This window comes from Pseudomonas sp. P4_C1 (assembly GCF_056402155.1).
Genome location: NZ_JBFUHY010000014.1, coordinates 45,651 through 66,875, shown reverse-complemented (window position 1 = coordinate 66,875; position 21,225 = coordinate 45,651). Strand labels below are relative to the sequence as shown.

The 21,225-nt window shown below is 60.7% G+C and carries 19 protein-coding genes; 15 read left to right on the top strand and 4 right to left on the bottom strand.

All coding sequences use genetic code 11. The annotated features are described in order from the left end of the window. Positions 1-21: 21 nt before the first annotated feature. From AC1DU9_RS11995 to AC1DU9_RS11985, 3 genes are all read left to right on the top strand, one after another. Complete coding sequence (locus AC1DU9_RS11995; protein ID WP_223456605.1) at positions 22-687, top strand: fumarylacetoacetate hydrolase family protein; 666 nt, start codon at positions 22-24, stop codon at positions 685-687. Positions 688-889: 202 nt separating this feature from the next. Then, positions 890-1,816 (top strand): SdiA-regulated domain-containing protein, encoded by a 927-nt coding sequence (locus AC1DU9_RS11990; protein WP_223456607.1) that lies wholly within the window; start codon positions 890-892, stop codon positions 1,814-1,816. A gap of 107 nt (positions 1,817-1,923) precedes the next feature. Then, positions 1,924-2,841, top strand: a complete 918-nt coding sequence (locus tag AC1DU9_RS11985) for an SdiA-regulated domain-containing protein (RefSeq protein ID WP_223456609.1) — start codon at positions 1,924-1,926, stop codon at positions 2,839-2,841. Between the two features lie 146 nt (positions 2,842-2,987). Here the strand turns inward: AC1DU9_RS11985 and rpiA are convergent, their stop codons facing one another. Beyond that, positions 2,988-3,662 (bottom strand): ribose-5-phosphate isomerase RpiA, encoded by a 675-nt coding sequence (gene rpiA / locus AC1DU9_RS11980; RefSeq protein WP_223456611.1) that lies wholly within the window; start codon positions 3,660-3,662, stop codon positions 2,988-2,990. Positions 3,663-3,807: 145 nt separating this feature from the next. On the opposite strand from rpiA, the gene ilvA reads away from it, so the two are divergent. Both ilvA and AC1DU9_RS11970 read left to right on the top strand, forming a co-directional pair. Further along, the gene (gene ilvA / locus AC1DU9_RS11975; protein WP_223456613.1) at positions 3,808-5,322 is read left to right on the top strand and encodes a threonine ammonia-lyase, biosynthetic; all 1,515 of its coding nucleotides are present in this window, start codon (positions 3,808-3,810) and stop codon (positions 5,320-5,322) included. Positions 5,323-5,361: 39 nt separating this feature from the next. Then, entirely contained in the window at positions 5,362-5,787 is a 426-nt protein-coding gene (locus AC1DU9_RS11970; RefSeq protein WP_223456615.1) for a DUF2269 domain-containing protein, read from the top strand. A 120-nt stretch (positions 5,788-5,907) separates the two neighbouring features. Here the strand turns inward: AC1DU9_RS11970 and AC1DU9_RS11965 are convergent, their stop codons facing one another. Then, complete coding sequence (locus AC1DU9_RS11965; RefSeq protein WP_223456617.1) at positions 5,908-6,564, bottom strand: histidinol-phosphatase; 657 nt, start codon at positions 6,562-6,564, stop codon at positions 5,908-5,910. Between the two features lie 143 nt (positions 6,565-6,707). Between AC1DU9_RS11965 and AC1DU9_RS11960 the strand changes: the two genes are divergently transcribed. Further along, positions 6,708-7,187: an RNA pyrophosphohydrolase gene (locus AC1DU9_RS11960; RefSeq protein WP_003229203.1), complete on the top strand. Its 480-nt coding sequence runs from the start codon at positions 6,708-6,710 to the stop codon at positions 7,185-7,187. 22 nt (positions 7,188-7,209) lie between these two features. Continuing rightward, positions 7,210-9,489: a phosphoenolpyruvate--protein phosphotransferase gene (gene ptsP / locus AC1DU9_RS11955; protein ID WP_223456619.1), complete on the top strand. Its 2,280-nt coding sequence runs from the start codon at positions 7,210-7,212 to the stop codon at positions 9,487-9,489. 131 nt (positions 9,490-9,620) lie between these two features. Here ptsP and AC1DU9_RS11950 read toward each other — a convergent pair whose 3' ends face one another. Then, positions 9,621-10,367 carry an NRDE family protein gene (locus AC1DU9_RS11950; RefSeq protein WP_223456621.1) on the bottom strand — a complete coding sequence of 249 codons (747 nt, stop codon included), beginning with the start codon at positions 10,365-10,367 and terminating at the stop codon, positions 9,621-9,623. A 133-nt stretch (positions 10,368-10,500) separates the two neighbouring features. On the opposite strand from AC1DU9_RS11950, the gene AC1DU9_RS11945 reads away from it, so the two are divergent. The 3 genes from AC1DU9_RS11945 to AC1DU9_RS11935 all read left to right on the top strand — a co-directional run bounded on the left by AC1DU9_RS11945 (position 10,501) and on the right by AC1DU9_RS11935 (position 13,200). Beyond that, positions 10,501-11,283, top strand: a complete 783-nt coding sequence (locus tag AC1DU9_RS11945; RefSeq protein WP_218431789.1) for a sulfite exporter TauE/SafE family protein — start codon at positions 10,501-10,503, stop codon at positions 11,281-11,283. Between the two features lie 83 nt (positions 11,284-11,366). Continuing rightward, entirely contained in the window at positions 11,367-12,179 is an 813-nt protein-coding gene (lgt, locus tag AC1DU9_RS11940) for a prolipoprotein diacylglyceryl transferase (RefSeq protein ID WP_477810194.1), read from the top strand. A 49-nt stretch (positions 12,180-12,228) separates the two neighbouring features. After that, the gene (locus tag AC1DU9_RS11935) at positions 12,229-13,200 is read left to right on the top strand and encodes a thymidylate synthase (protein ID WP_223456625.1); all 972 of its coding nucleotides are present in this window, start codon (positions 12,229-12,231) and stop codon (positions 13,198-13,200) included. A gap of 122 nt (positions 13,201-13,322) precedes the next feature. On the opposite strand, the gene cadR is transcribed toward AC1DU9_RS11935, so the two are convergent. Then, positions 13,323-13,772: a Cd(II)/Pb(II)-responsive transcriptional regulator gene (gene cadR / locus AC1DU9_RS11930; protein ID WP_223456627.1), complete on the bottom strand. Its 450-nt coding sequence runs from the start codon at positions 13,770-13,772 to the stop codon at positions 13,323-13,325. Positions 13,773-13,866: 94 nt separating this feature from the next. On the opposite strand from cadR, the gene AC1DU9_RS11925 reads away from it, so the two are divergent. The 5 genes from AC1DU9_RS11925 to AC1DU9_RS11905 all read left to right on the top strand — a co-directional run bounded on the left by AC1DU9_RS11925 (position 13,867) and on the right by AC1DU9_RS11905 (position 21,092). Continuing rightward, positions 13,867-16,128, top strand: coding sequence for a heavy metal translocating P-type ATPase (locus AC1DU9_RS11925; RefSeq protein ID WP_223456628.1), 2,262 nt, complete (start codon positions 13,867-13,869; stop codon positions 16,126-16,128). Between the two features lie 16 nt (positions 16,129-16,144). Next, entirely contained in the window at positions 16,145-17,008 is an 864-nt protein-coding gene (locus tag AC1DU9_RS11920) for a LysR family transcriptional regulator (protein WP_223456629.1), read from the top strand. 218 nt (positions 17,009-17,226) lie between these two features. Continuing rightward, positions 17,227-18,303: a putative 2-aminoethylphosphonate ABC transporter ATP-binding protein gene (locus tag AC1DU9_RS11915; RefSeq protein ID WP_223456630.1), complete on the top strand. Its 1,077-nt coding sequence runs from the start codon at positions 17,227-17,229 to the stop codon at positions 18,301-18,303. Continuing rightward, a complete protein-coding gene (locus tag AC1DU9_RS11910; protein ID WP_223456631.1) occupies positions 18,303-20,027 on the top strand; it encodes a putative 2-aminoethylphosphonate ABC transporter permease subunit in 1,725 nt (574 codons plus the stop codon). Before AC1DU9_RS11915 ends, AC1DU9_RS11910 begins: the two co-directional genes overlap by 1 nt. 39 nt (positions 20,028-20,066) lie before the next feature. Beyond that, on the top strand, positions 20,067-21,092 hold the full coding sequence (locus AC1DU9_RS11905) for a putative 2-aminoethylphosphonate ABC transporter substrate-binding protein (RefSeq protein ID WP_223456632.1): 1,026 nt from the start codon (positions 20,067-20,069) through the stop codon (positions 21,090-21,092). The last annotated feature ends 133 nt before the right edge of the window (positions 21,093-21,225 follow it).

Here is a 21,225-nt window from a genome sequence, read left to right as displayed (position 1 = left end):
CCATGAAGGCAGGAGTCGGTAATGAGCTATCAGCACCAGTATGTCGACGGTACGCGTATTCATTTCCCGTTGGGGAAAGTGGTGTGCATCGGCCGTAACTACGCCGAACACGCCAAGGAACTGGATAACCCGGTACCGACCGAGCCACTGCTGTTCATCAAGCCAGGCAGTTGTGTTGTGCCGCTGGAAGGCGGTTTCAGCATTCCGACCGAGCGCGGCTCGGTGCATTACGAAGCGGAAATCGCGGTCTTGATCGGCAAGCCGTTGTCGACCAGGCCGAGCCGTGAAGAAGTGCTCGACGCCATCTCCGGTTTCGCCCCGGCCCTGGACCTGACCCTGCGCGACAAGCAGGCCGAGCTGAAATCCAAGGGCCTGCCCTGGGAAATCGCCAAGTCCTTCGACGGTGCGGCAGTGATTGCTCCGTTTGTGTCCGGCAGCACGTTTGCCGATCTGACCGACATCGGCATTCGCCTGACCATCAACGGTGAAGTGCGCCAGGACGGCAACAGCAGTGCAATGCTCAACCCGATCGTGCCGATGATCCAGCACATGGCCGGCTGCTTCTCGTTGCAAGCCGGTGATGTGATTCTGACTGGCACACCAGTGGGCGTCGGTCCGCTGAATGTCGGTGATGAGATCGTTCTGGAGCTGCCGGGCGCGAGCCGCTTCATCAGCAGCGTCCGCTAGTCCAGGCACTGCCAAACCCTGTGGGAGCAAGCTCGCTCCCACAGTAGTATTTGGTGGGTTGAAGTCCAGATTCCACACAGCTCCACCCTGTCATTTCCCGTTTTTTTCACATCCGGTCTGGATAATTTCAGGGCTGTTGGCCTCTGAGCCGACCCTAAATTGTGCTATTACCCCTAGCCTGAATTTCTGGAACGCATCCCTGATGGCCACTCCTCCGCTTTCCACGTTGAAACCTGCCCGCCGCTCACGCTTCGCCCTGCGTTGGCAAATCTGGCTACTGCTGGTGGTCGTTGTCGCCTACGGCGTTGCATTTGCCATGCACTGGGATGCGCGGGGCGTGCTCTGGGTGAAAGAGCAATTGAAAAGCCCGGCCGAGCGTCAGGCGAGCATCTGGCTTCCGGACTACCGGGCGGTGATCGATGCCAAGCCGTTGCCGGGCATGGAGAAGGACGAAGCATCGGACCTGGCCTACGACCCCCAGACCAAGACCCTGTTTTCGGTCATGGGCAAGAACCCGTTTCTGGTCGAGTTGAACTTGCAGGGCGATGTGCTGCGCAAAATGCCGTTGGTCGGCTGGAGCAACCCTGAGGGCGTCACCGTGCTGGGCGACGGCCGACTGGCGATTGTCGATGAGCGCGAGCACCTGATAGCCATCGTCAAGGTCGATGCCGATACCCGCGAGCTGAACATCGCCGACTTCCCGAAATACGACCTCGGGCCTTCCAAAGATCAGAACAAGGCTTTCGAGGGGGTCACCTGGGATTCGCATAATCAGCAACTGGTGCTGGGCGAAGAGCGCCCGCCGGCATTGTTTACCTGGAAAGGTGACGGCCAGGTCCTGACCGGCGACAAGCTGAAACTGGCCAGTCATGCACTGGACATGCGCAACCTGTCGGCACTGGCCATCGACCCGCGGACTGGCCACATGCTGGTGCTGTCCGCCGAATCGCACCTGTTGCTGGAGCTGGACAAGAAGGGTGAGCAGGTCAGTTTCATTACTTTGCTGCGTGGCTTCAACGGCCTGAAAAATACCATTCCCCGTGCCGAAGGCGTGGCCATGGATGAAGCGGGCACGCTGTACATGGTGAGTGAGCCGAACCTGTTCTATCGCTTCGAAAAACAGAAGTAACCAGCGCCAGCGCTGATTGTCTGTACGTAAAAGGCCAGCGGCCATTAAGCTGCAGTTCAGACAGGCGTGATATTTCATCCGCCTGTATTGACCCTGAGCCCACCCGAATGCGTCGATTTGCCCGCCTCAAATCCCTGATTCTGATCCTGTCGATGGTCTCGCTGATCGCCTTGATTGCGCTCGGCCAATACCAGCGCCTGTTCGAGCGTGCCTGGTTCAATCTGCATACGCTGTGGCAACCGGTGAGTTCCCGATCCATGGGGCTGGACCAATATCAGGTCGTGACCGAGGCGCAGGTGATTGATGGCCAGGTTGAAAACGTTTCAGCATTGACCTACGACCCGGTGCGCAAAAGCCTGTTCACCGTTACCAATAAGCGAAGCGAGTTGATCGAGTTGTCCCTCGACGGCAGGATCTTGCGCCGTGTGGCACTGGTCGGTTTCGGGGATCCGGAGGCGGTGGAGTTCATCAGCGAGAACACCTACGTGGTCACTGACGAAAGCCAGCAGCGGCTGATCAAGATTCGTCTGGAGCAGGGCACCACCTTCGTCGATGCGGCAGACGCCGAGCAGATGACCGTTGGCGTACACATGGGCGACAACAAGGGCTTCGAGGGTTTGGCTTACGATTCGGTGGGCAAGCGCCTGTTCGTCGCCAAGGAGCGCGACCCGATGCTGATCTACGAGGTGTACGGTTTTCCGCGATTCAATCCTGAAGAATCCTGGTCGGTGCACGTAGTCAACGACCCCAAGCGTGATGCCGGGATGTTTGTGCGGGACCTGTCGGGTTTGCAATACGACGAGCGCAGCGGGCATTTGTTGGCGCTGTCCGATGAGTCCCGGTTGATTCTGGAACTGGATGTGGACGGGCGTCCGTTGAGCACGATGTCCCTGAGCAAGAGACAACAGGGTCTGCAAAAAGCCGTGCCGCAAGCGGAGGGGATCGCCATGGACGACGACGGTACGCTGTACCTCGTCAGCGAGCCAAACCTGTTTTACGTTTTCAAGAAACCCACGCAACTCTAACCAACACCACAAAACACTGTGGGAGCGAGCTTGCTCGCGATAGCGGCGTATCAGTCAAAATAGATTTCAACTGGCCGTCAGCAATCGCGAGCAAGCTCGCTCCCACAGGTTTTTTCATCTGCCCACAAAAATGTGGACGGTCTTAGTTATTCAGCGCGCAGGGTTTTTACACCTTCGCTGGTACCCAGCAACAACAGATCCGCCGGACGCGCCGCGAACAAACCATTGGTGACCACGCCGACGATCGCATTGATCTGCGTCTCCAGCTCCACCGGATTGGTGATCTGCATGTTGAACACGTCAAGGATGATGTTGCCGTTGTCGGTCAGTACGCCTTCGCGGTAAACCGGGTCGCCGCCGAGCTTCACCAGCTCGCGGGCCACGTGGCTGCGGGCCATCGGGATCACTTCCACCGGCAACGGGAAAGTACCGAGGACCGGCACCAGTTTGCTGGCGTCGGCGATGCAGATGAAGGTCTTGGCCACGGCCGCGACAATCTTCTCGCGGGTCAGGGCGGCGCCACCGCCCTTGATCAGGTTCAGGTGCTCGTCGCTTTCATCGGCGCCGTCGACGTAGAACTCCAGGTCGCTGACGGTGTTCAGTTCGTACACCGGAATCCCGTGGCCCTTGAGGCGCGCGGCGGTGGCTTCGGAACTGGCGACGGCGCCGTCGAATGCGCCTTTGTGCCGGGCCAGGGCATCGATGAAGCAGTTGGCGGTGGAGCCGGTGCCGACCCCGACGATGCTCTTGTCGTCGAGTTTCGGAAGGATGAAGTCGACGGCGGCCTGAGCCACTGCCTGTTTGAGTTGATCCTGGTTCATGCGGGCTCCGGGGTGCCGAGGAGGGAACGAAAGGCCGGCATTATAGCCCCATGTCTGGCTAAAACCTCTGTATTCGTGTGGTCGTACAGTTGAAAGCCGGGTTAGACTCCATGGTCCTGCCCAACCCGCTCAGTGATGCTTTCCGATGCTTGAACAGTACGTCAAAAAGATCCTCACCTCGCGCGTTTATGACGTTGCCGTAGAAACCCCGTTGCAGTCTGCTCGCCAGCTCTCCGAGCGGCTGGGCAACAGCATTTGGCTCAAGCGCGAAGACTTGCAGCCGGTGTTCTCGTTCAAGATTCGCGGCGCCTACAACAAGTTGACCCAGTTGAGCGAAGAAGAGCGCGCTCGCGGCGTGGTCACCGCGTCGGCGGGCAACCATGCCCAAGGCCTGGCTCTGGCGGCGAAGGTGTTGGGCGTGAAAGCGACCATCGTCATGCCCAAGACCACCCCGGAGATCAAGGTCGAAGGCGTGCGCTCCCGTGGCGGCAAGGTGGTGCTGCACGGCGATTCGTTCCCGGAAGCCCTGGCTTACTCGCTGAAACTGGTCGACGAAAAAGGCTATGTCTACATTCACCCATACGACGATCCCCATACCATTGCCGGGCAGGGCACCGTGGCGATGGAAATTCTGCGCCAACACCCGCAACCACTGGACGCGATTTTCGTCCCGGTGGGCGGCGGCGGCCTGATTGCCGGCATCGCGGCGTACGTGAAGTATCTGCGCCCGGACATCAAGATCATCGGCGTCGAACCGGATGACTCCAATTGCCTGCAAGCCGCCATGGCGGCGGGCGAGCGTGTGGTGCTGCCGACCGTGGGCCTCTTCGCCGACGGCGTTGCGGTGGCCCAGATCGGTCAGCACACCTTCGACATCTGCAAAGACCATGTCGATGAGGTGATCACCGTCAGCACCGACGAAATCTGCGCCGCCATCAAGGATATCTACGACGATACCCGCTCGATCACCGAACCTGCAGGCGCCTTGGGCGTGGCCGGGATCAAGAAATATGTCGAGCAGCGCGGCGTCAGCGGCCAGACCTTCGTGGCCATCGACTCCGGGGCCAACGTCAACTTCGACCGCCTGCGCCACGTTGCCGAGCGTGCGGAGCTGGGCGAGGGCCGCGAAGCCATCATCGCCGTGACCATTCCCGAAAAGCCGGGCAGCTTCAAGGCGTTCTGCGAGGCTATCGGCAAGCGCCAGATCACCGAATTCAACTACCGCTACAACACCGGCAGCGAAGCGCACATCTTCGTCGGTGTGCAGACGCACCCGGAAAGCGACCCGCGCAGTGCGTTGATCGCCAGTCTGAGCGAGCAGGGTTTCCCGGTGCTGGACCTGACCGACAACGAACTGGCCAAGCTGCACATCCGTCATATGGTGGGTGGGCGTGCGGCGCATGTGGTCGATGAAGTGATTCTGCGTTTCGAGTTCCCGGAGCGTCCGGGCGCGCTGTTCAACTTCCTCAACAAGCTGGGCGGGCGCTGGAACATCTCGATGTTCCACTACCGCAACCATGGCGCGGCGGACGGCCGGGTAGTCGCGGGCCTGCAAGTGCCCCACGACGAGCGCCATTTGGTGCCGGCGGCGCTGGAAGAAATCGGCTACCCGTACTGGGACGAAAGCGACAACCCGGCCTATCAGCTGTTTCTTGGCTGAGGGGCTACGCTGATGGGCAGGCAATAAGGAAATCTGACAATGGAAACGTTAACTGCCCTGAAAACGGCGCACATGGTGGCAACTGTTGTACTGCTGGCTTGTGCGCTGGGTCTGGGCGTCTGGGTTTTGCTTGCGCGGCGCAAGGGTGATGCGACGGCGGGAAGCCGCACCCTGCAACGGCCACGTGTATTTGTCTGGTTGTTGATGGGGTTGGCGCTGCTGAGCATGCCGTTTACCGGCTGGTGGATGGTGCATCTGGTGGGCTGGCCATTGGGGCAGACCTGGTTGCTGGCGTCCAGTGTGCTGTACACCGTGGCGGCGCTGGCTTGGTTCTGGTTGCTGGTGCGGCTCGACAAACTGCGCAAGGCGCCGGAGAGCGCGGGTAAATTCACCTTTGCCTTGGCGTTGTTCGGTTTTGTCTGTTTTGTGGCCATTGCCGGTTTAATGGGGGCCAAGCCTGTTTAAGGCTTGAGACCGTGTCGCCCCCATCGCGAGCAAGCTCGCTCCCACAGAGTTTTCTGGTGTTCACTAAATCTGAATTCACTGAAGATCCCTGTGGGAGCGAGCTTGCTCGCGACAGCGGTTTCAGCCGCGCAGACTGATCACCGGCCAACCCCGCTTCTCGGCCTCGACCCGCAGATTCGGATCCGGATCGACCGCAACCGGATGGGTCACTTGCTCCAGCAACGGAAAATCATTCATCGAGTCGCTGTAGAAATAGCTGTCTTCCAGCGTATATCCGGTTTCTTCCAGCCACCGATTCAAGCGCGTCACCTTGCCTTCGCGGAAGCACGGCACATCGGTGCTGCGCCCGGTGTAGCGGCCGTCGACCATCTCGCATTCGGTGGCGATCAGGGTTTCGACGCCCAGGCGCTTGGCAATCGGCCCGGTGACGAAGCGGTTGGTCGCCGTGATGATCACCAGTTTGTCGCCGGCTGAACGGTGTTTGGCCAAAAGGTCGATGGCCTTGGGCAGCACGATCGGTTCGATGCAGTCACGCATGTAATCGCTGTGCCACTGATCCAGCGTGGCCATTTCGGTGCGGCCGAGAACTTCCAGGCAGAAGTTCAGGTAAGCGGCATTATCGAGTTTGCCGGCCAGGTAATCCTGGTAGAACGCATCGTTGCGAGCCTTGTAGGCGACGGCGTCGAGAAAGCCGCGCTCGCATAGGTAATCGCCCCAAGCGTGATCGCTGTCACCGCCCAGAAGGGTGTTGTCCAAATCGAATAAAGCCAGGCGCATCGCAGTTACCCGCTGAAAAGTCAGTAAAAAGGCGACAAGAATACGGTCTTTTCACAAGAGTGCACATAAGGTAGGAACCTTCGTTGCCGCCTTCACAACCTTTGTGGAACAATGCGGCGACATGCGTTTGCGAGGTTGTTGCCGTGATCGACCCCGATGGTTTTCGCCCCAATGTCGGGATCATTCTGACGAATGACGCCGGCCAGGTGCTATGGGCTCGCCGAATCAATCAGGATGCCTGGCAATTTCCGCAGGGGGGAATCAACCCCGAAGAGACGCCGGAAGACGCCTTGTACCGCGAGCTGAACGAAGAAGTGGGCCTTGAACGCGAAGATGTTGAAATTCTCGCCTGCACCCGGGGCTGGTTGCGCTATCGTTTGCCGCAACGTCTGGTACGTACCCACAGCCAGCCGCTGTGCATCGGCCAGAAGCAGAAATGGTTTCTCCTGCGCCTGATCTCCAACGAGCAGCGGGTGCGGATGGATTTGACCGGTAAACCGGAGTTCGATGGCTGGCGCTGGGTCAGCTATTGGTATCCGTTGGGCCAGGTGGTGACATTCAAGCGCGAGGTGTATCGACGCGCTCTCAAAGAGCTTGCCCCGCGCCTTTTAGCGCGCGACTGACGACGGAGTTCGACCCCGAGCCATGCTCAATACGCTGCGCAAGATCGTCCAGGAAGTTAACTCCGCCAAGGATCTCAAGGCGGCGTTGGGGATTATTGTGTTGCGCGTCAAAGAGGCCATGGGCAGTCAGGTCTGCTCGGTCTACCTGCTTGACCCTGAGACCAACCGCTTCGTGCTGATGGCCACCGAGGGCTTGAACAAGCGCTCGATCGGTAAAGTCAGCATGGCACCCAACGAAGGTCTGGTTGGCCTGGTCGGTACGCGCGAAGAACCCCTGAATCTCGAAAACGCTGCGGATCACCCGCGCTACCGCTACTTCGCCGAGACCGGTGAAGAGCGCTTCGCCTCATTCCTCGGGGCACCGATCATTCACCACCGCCGTGTTGTCGGCGTGTTGGTCATCCAGCAAAAAGAGCGCCGCCAGTTCGATGAAGGTGAAGAAGCCTTCCTCGTGACCATGAGCGCGCAGCTCGCCGGCGTTATCGCCCACGCCGAGGCCACCGGTTCGATCCGCGGCCTGGGCCGTCAGGGTAAAGGCATTCAGGAAGCCAAGTTCATCGGCGTGCCGGGTTCGCCGGGTGCGGCGGTCGGTACGGCGGTGGTCATGCTGCCGCCCGCCGATCTGGACGTGGTGCCGGACAAGAACATCACCGACATCGACGCCGAACTCGGTTTGTTCAAGACCGCCATTGAAGGCGTGCGCGCCGACATGCGCACCTTGTCCGCCAAACTCGCCACGCAGCTGCGCCCGGAAGAGCGGGCCTTGTTCGACGTCTACCTGATGATGCTCGACGATGCCGCGCTGGGCAGCGAAGTCACCACCGTGATCAAGACCGGGCAGTGGGCCCAGGGCGCTTTGCGCCAGGTGGTCACCGATCACGTCAACCGTTTCGAATTGATGGACGACGCCTACCTGCGCGAGCGGGCCTCGGACGTCAAGGACCTTGGTCGGCGATTGCTGGCTTACTTGCAGGAAGAGCGTCAGCAAACGCTGGTCTACCCCGACAACACCATTCTGGTCAGCGAAGAACTGACGCCGGCGATGCTCGGCGAGGTGCCGGAGGGCAAGCTGGTCGGCCTGGTGTCGGTGCTCGGCTCAGGCAACTCCCACGTCGCCATCCTCGCCCGCGCCATGGGCATTCCGACCGTGATGGGCCTGGTCGACCTGCCGTATTCCAAGGTCGACGGCATCCAGATGATCGTCGATGGCTACCACGGTGAGGTCTACACCAACCCGAGTGAAGTGCTGCGCAAGCAGTTCGCCGAGGTGGTCGAGGAAGAGAAACAACTGGCCCTCGGGCTCGATGCGCTGCGCGATCTGCCGTGCGTGACAGTCGATGGCCACCGCATGCCACTGTGGGTCAACACCGGTTTGCTGGCGGATGTGGCGCGGGCGCAGAAGCGCGGTGCCGAAGGCGTGGGCCTGTACCGCACCGAAGTGCCGTTCATGATCAACCAGCGTTTCCCGAGCGAAAAGGAACAGCTGGCGATCTACCGCGAACAACTGGCCGCGTTCCACCCGCAACCGGTGACCATGCGCAGCCTGGACATCGGCGGCGACAAGGCGCTGTCGTATTTCCCGATCAAGGAAGATAACCCGTTCCTTGGCTGGCGCGGCATTCGTGTCACCCTCGACCACCCGGAAATCTTCCTGGTGCAGACCCGCGCCATGCTCAAGGCCAGTGAAGGCTTGAATAATCTGCGCATCCTGCTGCCGATGATCTCTGGCACCCATGAGCTCGAAGAGGCCCTGCACCTGATTCACCGTGCCTGGGGTGAAGTACGCGATGAAGGCACCGACGTGCCGATGCCGCCGGTTGGCGTGATGATCGAGATTCCGGCAGCGGTGTATCAGACCAAGGAACTGGCGCGGCAAGTGGACTTCCTTTCGGTCGGTTCCAACGACCTGACCCAGTACCTGCTGGCCGTGGACCGCAACAACCCGCGGGTGGCCGACCTCTACGATTACCTGCACCCGGCAGTGCTTCAGGCGCTGCAGAATGTGGTGCGTGATGCCCATGCCGAAGGCAAGCCAGTGAGTATCTGCGGTGAAATGGCCGGTGATCCGGCGGCGGCCGTGCTGTTGATGGCGATGGGGTTCGACAGTCTGTCGATGAACGCCACCAACCTGCCGAAGGTGAAGTGGATGCTGCGCCAGATCAACCTGAGCAAGGCCAAGGAATTGCTTGCCGAACTGATGACCATCGACAACCCGCAAGTGATTCATAGCTCGTTGCAATTGGCGCTGAAGAACCTCGGGTTGGCGCGGATGATCAATCCGGCAGCGATCAAGCCCCTCTGAAACGCTGACGGCCCCATCGCGAGCAAGCTCGCTCCCACAGTGGGCTTGTGTAGGCTCACTGTTTTGTGAACAACACAAAACTCTGTGGGAGCGAGCTTGCTCGCGATGGGGCCAGTCCAGGTAACACAAAACTAAAGCCTGATCTCCACTTCCCCAAGATGCCCGCCATGCGGCCCGAAACTGTGTTCGACCATATGCCGCGCCCCATCCGCCTGCACAATCAACGCCGTACTCGCCCGCGTTCCATAACTCTGACTGGCAATGAACACGCTCGACAGCAACGTCTCGGTGGCCAGCCCCACTCCGGTATCCGGCAACTCGGCAAGCGGTGCGGTCTGCGCATCGCTCAATAACGCCAACAGCGCCTGAGGCTGCGGATCATCCAGCACCTCGCTCAACGCCGCCTTGGCCTTGAGCAACTTCGGCCACGGCGTATCCAGCCCGGCATTGGATAACCCGTAGATCCCCGGGGCCAACATCACCGCTGCTGGTTCCCGGGCGTTGAAGTGCCAGAGTTCATTGGCATTGCCGACCAACAGGTTAAAACCACCATATTCCTGCGAACGTTCGACAACGTCGGCTAAATAGTCGTCAATTGATATTTCCCCGGTTAGAAAACGCGCGACCAGCTCCCCACGAGATTTTCGCCCTGGTGGTCGATTGGGATCTCGGATATTGGTCAGCGCCGCAAAACGTCCGTTGGCACCGACACCGAGCCAGGTGCCACCGGCCTCGAGGTCGCGCCCCGCATGTACGTGCGGCGCTTCGGGCCATGGCGCCAGAGGCAGGCTGGGGCGGGCGTAGAACTCATCGCGATTGGCCGCCACGACCAGCGGCTGGGCATGACCCGGACGCCAGGCAAAAACAATCAGGCACATAAGGCTGTCCTTGTGTGTTTTTTGCTCACTCTACGCAGACATCGCTCATCGATCCATCGCCTTGCGCAGTGGAGCTTGAGGCCATGCATCCGTTACCATGCCGCTCCGGTTTTGGGATGCGGGCGAGACAACCATGGAATTTCTGCTCTATCTGGCGCTCGGCGCCTGTGCAGGTGTACTCGCCGGGCTGTTTGGCGTGGGCGGCGGGATCATCATCGTCCCGGTGCTGGTGTTCAGCTTCAAGGCCCAAGGGTTCGATCCGTCGATCCTCACGCACCTGGCAGTGGGCACCTCCCTGGCGACGATCATCTTTACCTCGGTCAACGCGGTACGTGAGCATCACCGCCGTGGAGCCGTGCGTTGGCCGATCTTCATGTGGATGACCGTCGGCATTCTGGTCGGTGCCGGATTCGGCGCGCTGACGGCGGAAGCGATTTCCGGCCCTAACCTGCAGAAACTCATTGGTGTGTTTGCCCTGGTGATCGCCGCTCAGTTGGCGCTGGAGGTTAAACCCAAGGCCAGCCGAACCGTGCCGGGCAAACTCGGTCTGACCGTGGCCGGTAGCGCGATTGGCTGGGCTTCGGCGATTTTCGGCATTGGTGGAGGTTCGCTGACCGTGCCATTCCTGACCTGGCGCAGTGTGCCGATGCAGCAAGCCGTGGCTACTTCGTCGGCCTGCGGTCTGCCGATTGCCCTGGCCAGTGCATTAAGTTTCATGATTCTGGGCTGGCACGATCCGTTGCTCCCGGCCCATAGTCTCGGTTTCATTTATTTGCCGGCGTTGCTGGGCATTGCCCTGACCAGCATGGTGTTCGCCCGCTTGGGCGCGCGATTGGCTCACAGGTTGTCGCCAAAGTTGCTGAAACGGCTGTTTGCCGCTTTGCTGTTCTGCGTCGGTCTGAACTTCCTGCTCTGACCGGCAGCGCAATCCTGGCTTAATCCTGAGGTGGCAGCGTCGCCCGGGAATTTTTAAGATTTGAACTCTAACGAGGAGTCGCAATGCTGCCTTACCCGCAGATCGACCCGGTGGCCCTGGCCATCGGTCCGCTGAAAATCCACTGGTACGGTCTGATGTACCTGATCGGCATCGGCGGCGCCTGGCTGCTGGCGTCCCGCCGCTTGAACCGTTTCGACCCGACCTGGACCAGGGAGAAACTCTCCGACATGGTGTTCTGGATGTCGATGGGGGTGATCGTCGGCGGGCGACTGGGTTACGTGCTGTTCTACGATCTGAGCGCTTATCTGGCCAACCCGACGCTGATTTTCGAAGTGTGGAAGGGCGGCATGTCATTCCACGGCGGTTTCATCGGTGTGATGCTGGCGGCGTTGTGGTTCGGTAAAAAGAACAACAAGTCGTTCTTCCAGCTGATGGATTTCGTTGCGCCGATGGTGCCGATTGGCCTGGGTGCCGGTCGTATCGGCAACTTCATCAATGCCGAGCTGTGGGGCAAGCCGACCGACGTGCCGTGGGCAATGATCTTCCCGCCGTTCAGCGACCCGGCGCAGTTGCCTCGTCACCCGTCGCAGCTGTACCAGTTCGCCCTTGAAGGCGTGGCGCTGTTCCTGATCCTCTGGCTGTTCTCGCGCAAGCCACGGCCGACCATGGCGGTCTCGGGGATGTTCGCGCTGTTCTATGGCATCTTCCGTTTCATCGTCGAGTTCGTCCGTGTACCGGACGCGCAACTGGGCTATCTGGCCTGGAACTGGCTGACCATGGGCCAGGTGCTGTGCGTGCCGATGATCGTCGGCGGGTTGTTCCTGATCTGGCTGGCCTATCACCGCACTCCGGCGACTCCAGCGGCAGCAGTATAAAATTCGAACCCCGGGGCTTCGGTCCCGGGTTCAAGGACACAGGTAACTCATGAAGCAATATCTCGAACTGGTTGCCCACGTCATCAAGAACGGCACCAAGCAGGCCAACCGCACCGGCGTGAACACCATCAGTTTTCCCGGTGCGATGCTGCGTTATGACCTGCAGGAAGGTTTTCCGGCGATCACCACGCGCAAGATGGCGTTCAAATCGGCCATCGGCGAAATGTGCGGATTCCTGCGTGGCGTGAACAACGCTGCCGAATTCCGTGAGTTGGGCTGCAAGGTCTGGGACCAGAACGCCAATGAAAACGCCCAGTGGCTGGCCAACCCGTTCCGCCAGGGCGAAGACGACCTTGGCGAAATCTACGGTGTGCAATGGCGCAAATGGCCGGCGTACAAGCAGATTCCGGTCAGCAACCCGGCCGCCATCGAGCAGACCCTGAAGCAAGGCTACCGCCAGATCGCCGAAGGCTCCGATGCCGGTCAGGCCTACGTGGTGCTGTACAAGGCCATCGATCAGGTCCGCCAGTGCGTAGACACCATCATCAATGACCCGGGCAGCCGTCGCATCCTGTTCCATGGCTGGAACTGCGCCCAGCTCGATGAAATGGCCTTGCCGCCGTGCCACCTGCTGTACCAGTTCCACCCGAATGTCGAGACCAGGGAGATTTCCCTGACCCTCTACATCCGCTCCAACGACCTGGGCCTGGGCACGCCGTTCAACCTCACCGAAGGTGCTGCGCTGCTGAGCCTCATCGGTCGCCTGACCGGCTACACGCCGCGCTGGTTCACCTATTTCATCGGTGATGCCCACGTCTACGAAAACCACCTGGACATGCTCAACGAACAGCTCAAGCGCGAGCCGTTCCCGATGCCGAAACTGGTGATTTCCGAGCGTGTGCCGGAGTTTGCCAAGACGGGTGTGTATCAGCCGGAGTGGCTGGAGCTGGTGGAACCGGGCGATTTCTCCCTGGAAGGCTACGAGCACCACGCACCGATGACCGCGCCGATGGCGGTCTGAAAAACCACCACCGACCCTGTGGGAGCGAGCTTGCTCGCGATAGCGGTTTGTCAGTCACATCAATGTTGAATGTGCCGCCGTCATCGCGAGCAAGCTCGCTCCCACAGGGTTTTGCGGTGTGCTTAGTGGCCGTGACTGCGGCCCACATGGGAATGCTCCACCTCCGTCGTCACAACCCCGCCACTCACTTCCAGCCGCTGCAAAATCCCGCATTGATCGATACCCGGCCCCTCGTCGCAGCGTTGGCGCAGGTCGAGCAGTTGCGTCTGCAAGGCCAGCAAGCCGTCGATCCGCGCCCTGACGTGGTGGATGTGCTCGTCGATCAGTGAGTTTACGCTTTCGCACTGATCTTGCGGGCTGTCGCGAAACGCCAGCAGGCTGCGGATTTCTTCAAGCGTCATGTCGAGGGTGCGACAGTTGCGGATGAAGGTCAGGCGCTCGGCGTGGGCCTGGGTATAGACGCGATAATTGCCGTCACTGCGGGCCGGTTCCGGCAGCAGGCTCTCGCGCTCGTAGTAGCGGATCGTTTCCACGGCACAGTCCGTGAGCTTTGCCAACTCTCCAATTTTCATGACGACAATCTCCAAAACTCCAAAATGGGTGCTTGACCCTATAGTGGCTACAGGGTCTTTACTTGGCAACAGGCACTCTATATGGACACAACCAATGAGCGATTCCCTGCACTCCCGCAAACCCGGGGCTGAACACGAGCACAGCGACAAGCTCAAGCCCGTGCAAAAACATGGCCACGGTGGTCACGGCGACGCCTGTTGCTCATCTAAAGCGGCAGCGCCTGCGTTTGTAAAACTGAGCGAATCGCCGACGCCCGGGGCTCGACTGAGCAGTTTTCGCATCGAAGCGATGGACTGTCCAACCGAACAGACGCTGATCCAGAACAAGCTAAGCAAACTGACCGGTGTGCAGCAGCTGGAGTTCAATCTGATTAATCGGGTGCTCGGCGTGACCCACGATTTGCCTGGTATCGAGCCGATCGTCGAGGCCATCAAGTCCTTGGGCATGCAGGCCGAGCCGCTGGATCAAGGTGCTGACACCCCGGCGCCGGCGCTCCAGAAAAAGCCATGGTGGCCCTTGGCACTGTCTGGTGTTGGTGCATTGCTGGCAGAAGTTATTCACTTCACCGGTTCCGCGCCGAACTGGGTGGTGGCGGCTATCGCGCTGGTCTCGATCCTCAGCGGTGGTCTCGGCACTTACAAAAAAGGCTGGATCGCCCTTAAAAACCGCAACCTGAACATCAACGCGCTGATGAGCATTGCCGTGACCGGCGCGGTGCTGATCGGCCAGTGGCCGGAAGCGGCAATGGTGATGTTCCTGTTCACCGTGGCCGAGTTGATCGAAGCCAAGTCCCTTGATCGTGCGCGTAATGCCATCGGCGGCCTGATGCAGATGACCCCGGACACGGCAACGGTGTTGCAGAATGACGGGAACTGGCTAGAGCAGGATGTCAAAAGCATCGGGCTCGGTGCGCGGGTACGGGTTCGTCCCGGCGAGCGCATCGGCCTGGATGGCGAAGTGCTGTCTGGTCGCTCAACCATCGATCAGGCGCCAATCACCGGTGAAAGCTTGCCGGTGGAAAAAACCATCGGCGACAAAGTATTCGCCGGCACCATCAATCAGGCCGGATCCCTGGAATATGAAGTAACCGCTGCGGCCGACAACTCGACCCTGGCGCGCATCATCCACGCGGTCGAGCAGGCCCAAGGGGCGCGGGCGCCGACCCAGCGTTTCGTCGACAGTTTCTCGAAAGTCTATACCCCGGCGGTGTTCGTCCTGGCACTGGCCGTGGCGGTGATCCCGCCAATGTTCATGGGCGAGTTGTGGTTCGACTGGATCTACCGGGCGCTGGTGCTGCTGGTGGTGGCCTGTCCGTGTGCGCTGGTGATTTCCACGCCGGTGACCATCGTCAGCGGCCTCGCGGCGGCGGCGCGCAAAGGCATCCTGGTCAAGGGCGGCGTCTATCTGGAGGGCGGTTACAAGCTCGACTACCTGGCCCTGGACAAGACAGGCACCATCACCCACGGCAAACCGGTGCAGACCGATTACCTGTCGCTGGACCCGACCGCCGATGAGTCGGCGCCTGCCATAGCCGCCGCGCTGGCCAGGCGCTCGGATCACCCGGTTTCTCAGGCCATTGCCAAAGCGGCTGTGGATAACCAGACCGCGACGCTGATTGTGGATAACTTCGAAGCGCTGGGCGGGCGCGGTGTGCGCGGCGAGATCAACGGTCAGCTCTACCATTTGGGCAACCATCGCCTGGTGGAGGATCTGGGTTTGTGTTCGCCGGCGCTGGAAGAAAAGCTGTTTGCCCTGGAAAAGCAGGGCAAGTCGGTGGTGCTGCTGCTTGATCAGTCCGGGCCATTGGCGCTGTTCGCCGTCGCCGATACGGTGAAAGCGTCCAGCCGCGAAGCCATCCGGCAATTGCATGACCTGGGTATCAAAACCCTGATGCTCACGGGCGATAACGTCCACACTGCGCAAGCCATTGCCGCGCAAGTCGGCATCGACGAGGCCAAGGGAGACCTGTTGCCAGGCGACAAATTGCAGGCTATCGAGGCTCTTTATGCCCAAGGGCATCGGGTCGGCATGGTCGGCGATGGCATCAACGACGCCCCGGCGCTGGCGCGTTCCGAGATCGGTTTCGCCATGGCCGCCGCAGGCACCGATACCGCGATTGAAACTGCCGATGTCGCCCTGATGGACGACGATCTGCGCAAGATTCCGGCATTCATTGGCCTTTCGCGACGGACATCGAGCATCCTCAAACAGAACATCGCCCTGGCTTTGGTCATCAAGGCGATCTTTCTTGGGGTAACCTTCGCCGGGGTCGCTACCATGTGGATGGCCGTGTTCGCCGACATGGGGGTGAGTTTGCTGGTGGTGTTCAACGGTTTGCGCCTGCTGCGCAAGTAAAGGATGAGGGACGGTTGTGCTGAGTGCCGAGCTGAAGGCGTTTTACATGGTGGCCCGCCTGGGCAGCATTACCCAGGCTGCAAAAAAGCTTGGCCTGAGCCAGCCAACGGTGACGACGCAGATCCGCAACCTCGAAAGTCAATATTCGGTCGAGCTGTTCTACCGTGGTGGCCGGCGTCTCAGTGTCAGCGAAGAGGGCGCGCGGCTGTTACCGATGGTCAAGGCACTGATGCAACAGGAGGCCGACATCGAGTTTTTCCTGCGTAACTGCGGCCAGGTCCAGGGCACATTGCGCATTGCCGCCACGGCGCCGTATTACATCCTCGACCTGGTGAAAACATTCCGCGAACGTCTGCCGCAAGTGGAGGTGTCGGTGGAAATCGGTAACTCCCAGCAGGTGCTTGAAGCGCTGGAGGATTATCGGGTCGATGTCGCGGCGTCGTCGCAGTTGCTCGATGACGCGCGGCTGATTCGCCGGGTGCTCGGCAGCGATCCGCTGGTGCTGGCGGTGCATCGCAATCATCCGCTGGCGGTTCACGATCACGTTTCGCTCAGTGCATTGGCCGGGCATACCCTGCTGATGCGCGAACCGGGTTCGACCACCCGTCGCCTGACCGAAGAATTGCTGGCCAGCGCCGGCGTGTGTTTCGGCCCGCTGCTGGAAATCGGCAGCCGCGAATCGATCCGCGAAGCGGTACTGCGCAATATCGGTATCAGCATCATTGCCCGCCAGGAAGTGCCCCATGATCCGCAGCTGCGGGTACTGACCATCGAGAGTGCGCCGCAGATTCCCGAGTATCTGTACTGCCTCAGGGAGCGCAAAGGCGCGCGGCTGCCGGCGGCGTTTCTGGGATTGGCGCAGGAAATGGCCCCGGCCTGAGATCTTTTGCCTGTCCAGGCCTCATCGCGAGCAGGCTCGCTCCTACAGTTGACCGCATTCCCCTGTAGGAGCGAGCCTGCTCGCGATGGCGGTAGATCAGTCAGCACAGGAATAACCAAAAATCCCGAATACCACTATCGGCAGTTTTTGCCTTACTGCCACATGACGGACTCATTACAACTCTAGGATGGCCCCCATCTGCCAGATGAGGTCCGTCCATGAACAACCCGATCGCAACTGCCCTGACCAACCCCGGCGCACCGATGAAGGTGCGCGGCGTGCAGAAGCGCTTTGGCGCCTTCACGGCGCTGGATAATGTTTCCCTCGACGTGGCGGCCGGTGAGCTGGTGTGTCTGCTCGGCCCGTCGGGCTGTGGCAAGACCACCTTGCTGCGCTGCATCGCCGGTCTGGAGAAGCAGGACAGCGGCGAGTTGTACTTGGGTGATCGCGACGTTTCCCACTTGGCACCCCAGGCGCGGGACTACGGCATTCTGTTCCAGTCCTACGCGTTGTTCCCCAATCTCACCGTCGAAGCGAACATTGCCTACGGCCTCGCCGGCAATGGTCGCGACCAGATTCGCCAGCGCGTCGGTCAGATGCTGGAGCTGGTCGGCCTGAGCGGCAGCGAGAAAAAGTACCCCGGCCAATTGTCCGGCGGCCAGCAGCAGCGGGTTGCACTGGCTCGTGCCTTGGCCCCGGCCCCTTCGCTGTTGCTGCTGGACGAACCGATGTCGGCCCTCGATGCCCGGGTGCGCGAGCATCTGTGCACCGAATTGCGCCAACTGCAACGCAACCTCGGCATCACCACCCTGATGGTCACCCACAATCAGGACGAGGCCATGCTGATGGCCGACCGTATCGCCGTGATGAACAACGGCAAGGTCGAGCAGTACGCCACGCCGCAGGAAATCTACAACCGTCCGGCCACGCCGTTCGTGGCGGAGTTCGTCGGCCAGGGCAACTGGTTGCCGTTCCAGCGCAGCAGCGACAGCCACGCCCAGGTCGGCGGGCTGAGCATGCGTCTGGCCGATGGCGGCGCCAAGACCGCGTCGGGCCGATTGTTCTGCCGTCCGGAAGCGATCAACGTCAACCCGCTGGTGCACGAGGAAAACCTGTTCCCGGCCAAGGTTCGTGAAATCACCTTCCTCGGCAACCGCTGCCGCATGAGCTTCGAACTCGATCAATTGCCGGGCCACGCGCTGTTGGCGGAACTGGCGCCGGAAGCCATGCCGCGCCTTGGCGCCCAGCAGATCATGGTCGCGTTGCCGCCGCGCAGCCTGCAGGTGTTTGCCTGATGAGCGCGAACATCGCGCTGCCGTTGCCGCACAAGCAGGTTCGGCAGACCACTCGCGCCGAGGTCGGTGACCGGTTGTTCGTGGTCGGCGGCAAAGTCCTTCTGCTGGTGTTGTTGGGTGTTGCCGTATTGATGCCGTTGCTGGCGATCTTCTGGCGCGGTTTCAGCGCCGAAGCCGGGCAGGGCGGTGGTTGGATTGCCGCCAAGGAACTAGTGACCAGCGAGAACTTCCATTGGTTGCTCGGTAACAGCCTGAAGGTTTCTCTCAGTGTCGCGGCCATTGTCGTACCGCTGGCTTACCTGTTTGCCTACGCCCTGCAACGCACCTTGATTCCGGCTAAAGGCATCTGGCGTGGCATTTCGTTGCTGCCATTGATGGCGCCATCAATGCTGCCCGGCATCGCGCTGGTTTACCTGTTCGGCAACCAGGGTATGTTGCGTGGCCTGCTCTCGGACAACATCTACGGCTTCTGGGGCATTGTGCTCGGCGAAGTCATCTACACCTTCCCGCACGCCTTGATGATTCTGCTGTCAGCCCTGTCCCTGGCCGATGCGCGACTGTTCGATGCCGCTTCCAGCATGGGCGCAAGTCATGCGAAAGCTTTCCGCAGCATCACCTGGCCGGCGACTCGTCAGGCCGTGTTCGCCGCGTTCTGCCTGGTGTTCACCCTGACCATCACCGATTTCGGTGTGCCAGTGGTGGTCGGTGGCGACTATCAGGTGCTGGCGCTGGAGGCCTACAAGGCGGTGGTCGGCCAGCAACAGTTCGGTCGTGGTGCCTTGATCGGCATGGTGTTGTTGCTGCCGGCGCTGCTCAGCTTTGGCGTCGATGCCTGGTTGCGTCGTCGTCACGGAGACTCCATGAGCGGTCGCGCCCAAGTGTTCAAGCCCGCGCCGTCGAAGCTGCGCGACGGTTGCTACCTGGCCATCGTCCTGCTGATCTGCGCCGCGTTGCTGCTGGTGTTCGGCATGGCGGTGTTCTCGTCCCTGGTGAAGTTCTGGCCGTACAACCTGTCGCTGTCGCTCAACCACTATCAGTTCAATGAAACCGCCGGCGGTGGCTGGCTGGCCTACGGCAACAGCCTGAAGATGGCCTTGGGCACGGCGCTGATCGGCAGCCTGCTGATCTTCACCGGTGCGTACCTGATGGAAAAAACCAAGGGGCAGCGCGGCCTGAACCTGACCTTGCGCATGCTCAGTTTCGTACCGATGGCGGTGCCGGGCCTGGTGTTGGGGTTGGGTTACGTCTTCTTCTTCAATCTCACCGGCAACCCGCTGCATGTGCTCTACGGGACGATGACCCTGCTGATCGTCTGCACCATTGCGCACTATTTGACCACCGCGCAAATGACTGCCACCACGGCGCTGCGTCAACTCGATGCCGAATTCGAAGCGGCTGCGCTGTCGCTCAAGGCGCCGCTATATCGCCACTACCTGCGAGTCACCGTGCCGATTTGCCTGCCGGCGCTGCTGGACATCGTGCGCTACCTGTTCGTCTCGGCCATGACCACTGTTTCGGCGGCGATCTTCCTCTACAGCCCCGACACCATCCTCGCGGCGGTGGCGGTGCTGAACATGGACGACGCCGGCAACGTCGGTGGCGCGGCAGCGATGTCGACCCTGATCCTGATTACCTCGGCGGGCGTGTCCCTGCTGCTGGCTTGGGCCTCGCGCGGTTTGCTGCGCCGCTCCCAGGCATGGCGGCAGACCGCGCCCGGTCATTGAATCTGCACAACCCCTCAACTCAAAAAACAGGAAAAGATCATGTTCAAGCCTATGGCCCTGGCCGCCGCTGTCCTCACCGCTTTCAGCCTGAACGCCTTTGCGGCGAAAACCGAGTTGACGGTGTACACCGCCCTCGAAGCCGAACAACTGAAGACCTACAAAGAGGCTTTCGAGAAGGCCAACCCGGACGTCGAAATCAAGTGGGTGCGTGACTCCACCGGCATCATCACCGCCAAACTGCTGGCCGAAAAAGCCCGTCCACAGGCGGATGCTGTGTGGGGTCTGGCCGCTTCCAGCCTGGCGATCCTCGATCAGCAAGGCATGCTGCAAAGCTATGCACCGAAGGATCTGGGCAAGATCGGCGCGAACTACCGCGACGCTGCCAACCCGCCAGCCTGGGTCGGCATGGACGTCTGGGCCGCAACCATCTGCTTCAACACCGTCGAAGCCGAGAAGCAGGGCCTGACCAAACCCGTGAGCTGGCAGGACCTGACCAAGCCTGAGTACAAAGGCAAGATTGTCATGCCGAACCCTGCATCGTCCGGTACCGGTTTCCTCGACGTCAGCGCCTGGCTGCAAACCTTCGGCGAGAAGCAGGGTTGGGCGTACATGGACGGCCTGCACCAGAACATCGGCCAGTACGTTCACTCCGGTTCCAAGCCTTGCAAACTGGCGGCGGCTGGCGAATTCCCGATCGGTATTTCCTTCGAGTACCCGGCTGTTCAACTGAAGCGCCAGGGCGCACCGCTGGACATCATCCTGCCGAAGGAAGGCCTGGGCTGGGAGATCGAAGCGACTGCCGTGATCAAGGGCACTGCCCACGAGGAAGCGGCGAAGAAACTGGCTGACTTCTCCGCGAGCCCTGAGGCGATGGAGCTCTATAAAGAAAACTTTGCCGTACTCGCCCAGCCTGGCATCGCCAAGCCACAGAGCGAACTGCCAGCCGACTACGAACAGCGCCTGATCAAGAACGACTTCGCCTGGGCTTCGAAGAACCGCGACGAAATCCTCACCGAATGGCGCAAGCGCTATGACGGCAAGTCCGAGAAAGTGGCGGCCAAGTAAGATCTTTATCGACTGACAGGGCCCCTTCGTCGGAACGCCGCCCGGACCAAGCCCGCTCCCACAGGTCCTGTGGCGGTCACAAAATTTGTGCCCACCACAAATCACTGTGGGAGCGAGCTTGCTCGCGATTGCG